The sequence below is a fragment of the Phyllobacterium sp. P5_D12 genome (assembly GCF_054049495.1).
On sequence record NZ_JBFUMG010000653.1, the window covers coordinates 1 to 2288 of the forward strand.

Genomic DNA, 2288 nt, shown 5'->3' on the forward strand with positions numbered 1-2288 from the left:
CTCCCACGAGCGGCAGGGTTCTCTACGTGCCGATGAAGAATGTCGACCCCAAGAACGGCACGATTACTTTTGACGACGAAAACGGCACCGAGACTACCGTTCCCGTGACGGGTGGTAATGTCAAACTGCAATGGAAGCCTGACTTCGGCATGCGTTGGGCGGCTCTCAGTGTAGATTTCGAGATGTTCGGCAAGGATCATCAGACAAATGCAATCGTGTACGACCGCATTTGCGAGATTTTGGGAGGTCGGGCGCCCGAGCATTTCGTCTATGAGCTGTTTCTCGATGATGTTGGCCAGAAGATATCCAAGTCGAAGGGGAATGGCATCAGTATCGACGAATGGCTGACCTATGCGCCCACGGAAAGTCTCGGCCTTTACATGTTCCAGAAGCCGAGAACGGCCAAGCGTCTATATTTCGATGTCATTCCCAAGGCAGTGGATGAATATTTCACCTATCTCGCCGCCTACGAGCGCCAATCCTGGAAAGACCGGCTGAACAATCCTGTCTGGCACCTGCACAATGGTAATCCGCCGATTGTGGAGATGCCAGTACCGTTCGCGCTTCTGTTGAATCTCGTCAGCGCTTCCAACGCTGAAAACCGTAGCGTTCTCTGGGGTTTCATTTCCCGCTACGCACCCGGTGTGACCCCGCAGAACAGTCCGGAACTTGATGCACTCGTCGGCTACGCTATCCGTTATTTCAATGATTTCGTAAAGCCGACAAAGAAATTCCGGGCACCCGACGAAGTGGAACGTCTGGCACTCGAGGGGATGGACAAAACGCTCGCAGCCCTGCCTGACGATGCCGACGGTGGCATGATTCAAAACGCCATGTTGGACGTGGCCCGCGGCATCGAACGCTATCAGGACCATGCGAAAAAAAGCCCGGAGGGGGGCCCGGGCGTGTCCGTATCGTTCTTTCAGATGCTCTATGAGGTTCTTATTGGCCAAGAACGCGGACCGCGCTTCGGATCGTTCGTGGCACTCTACGGAATCGCCGAGACGCGCGCATTGATTGCGAGAGCGCTCATGGGACAATTAACTTGAGATAGTGCGCCTCAAATTCTCTCGGAGGGACGAATGATCGATCACACAGGTGTCGTTGTAAGTGACTTCGAGCGAAGCAAGAAATTCTATCGGGAAGCGCTCGCTCCAATTGGATACGAGTTGCTCCACGAAGTTCCAGCTTCGGTAACGGGAAGCGCGGATGTGGCGGGTTTTGGCGAGGGTGGCAAGCCCGACTTCTGGGTAACCAATGGCGAGCCTAACAAACCGCCGCTTCACATCGCCTTTCGTGTCAAAAGCCGCGATATCGTCAATRCTTTTCACGCGGCTGCGATAGCGGCTGGCGGTAGTGACAACGGACGACCCGGATTGCGTCCGCATTACCATCCCAATTATTACGGCGCGTTTGTGCGAGACCTTGACGGCCATAACATCGAGGCTGTTTGCCACGAAGCATAGCTATTCCGGGCGCGGTGGGAATGGGGCGTTTGGTACAGCCAATGGCGGCGGAGACGGTAGCGGCTCGGCAGCAGGTTCCGGCGCATCACTGACCGACGGTATGGGCAAGTTGGCTGAGGCTGGCAGCGCTGCGGGCGGCCTACCGAAGATACCAAGCTTGGCTTCCTCGGCTTTCTTCATTCTATCCGCCATTACCGTTCCATCCTTCGCGCGCGCCCAACCATTCTGCACCAGCCACTCGGCAAGATCCGCGTTGCCGAGCCTGCATTGTGTGGCGATGATATCGTCGGGCGGTTGTCCCGGCACGTTGCATTCGACAGCGCGAGAGCGTAGCCAATTGCGGAACGCGGTCCGTGCAGCCATGCCACACGGCCATACGTTACCGCCATCCATCATGCAGGTTTCCTCCGGTTGAACTACCTCGATCCCATCCAGCGCGATTCGGTAACCGCCTGCTTCAATTGTGCCAGCTGCGGTAGCGACGGGGCGATAAAGGAGCACAGGCTTGGCAGTATTGTCGACAGGCGCCGGAGGTGGCGCCGGCGTAGGAGCTGTCGGCAATGCGGGAAGCATTTCCAGCGTTGTACTCAGGGGTGGGCGAGGCTCCACCCGTTCGAGCGGTGGATTGTCAGTACCTGAGGGAGCCATCGCATCCGGATCGACCTGGCGCGCTTGCGGTGATGTAACCCTTCCCTGCGGCTGTGTAGTTTCAGATGTATCTTCCGGCGCGGCGTTGGTCATCTCATTGGGCAGTTCGAAATTCTCTGGCGTGACATTGACACCTTGGCTTTGACTAGGCGTATCGATGCCCCCGTTAAAGGG

The 2288-nt window shown here is 56.9% G+C and carries 2 protein-coding genes and 1 pseudogene; 2 read left to right on the plus strand and 1 reads right to left on the minus strand.

All coding sequences use genetic code 11. The features are described 5' to 3' along the window. Positions 1-1049: pseudogene (gene lysK, locus ACXJ5O_RS24805) on the plus strand (lysine--tRNA ligase); the annotation flags it as partial. Between the two features lie 33 nt (positions 1050-1082). Then, a complete protein-coding gene (locus ACXJ5O_RS24810; RefSeq protein ID WP_457302228.1) occupies positions 1083-1466 on the plus strand; it encodes a VOC family protein in 384 nt (127 codons plus the stop codon). Here the strand turns inward: ACXJ5O_RS24810 and ACXJ5O_RS24815 are convergent. Continuing rightward, the coding region (locus ACXJ5O_RS24815; RefSeq protein ID WP_457302229.1) for a thermonuclease family protein at positions 1467-2288 on the minus strand (822 nt) is incomplete at its 5' end.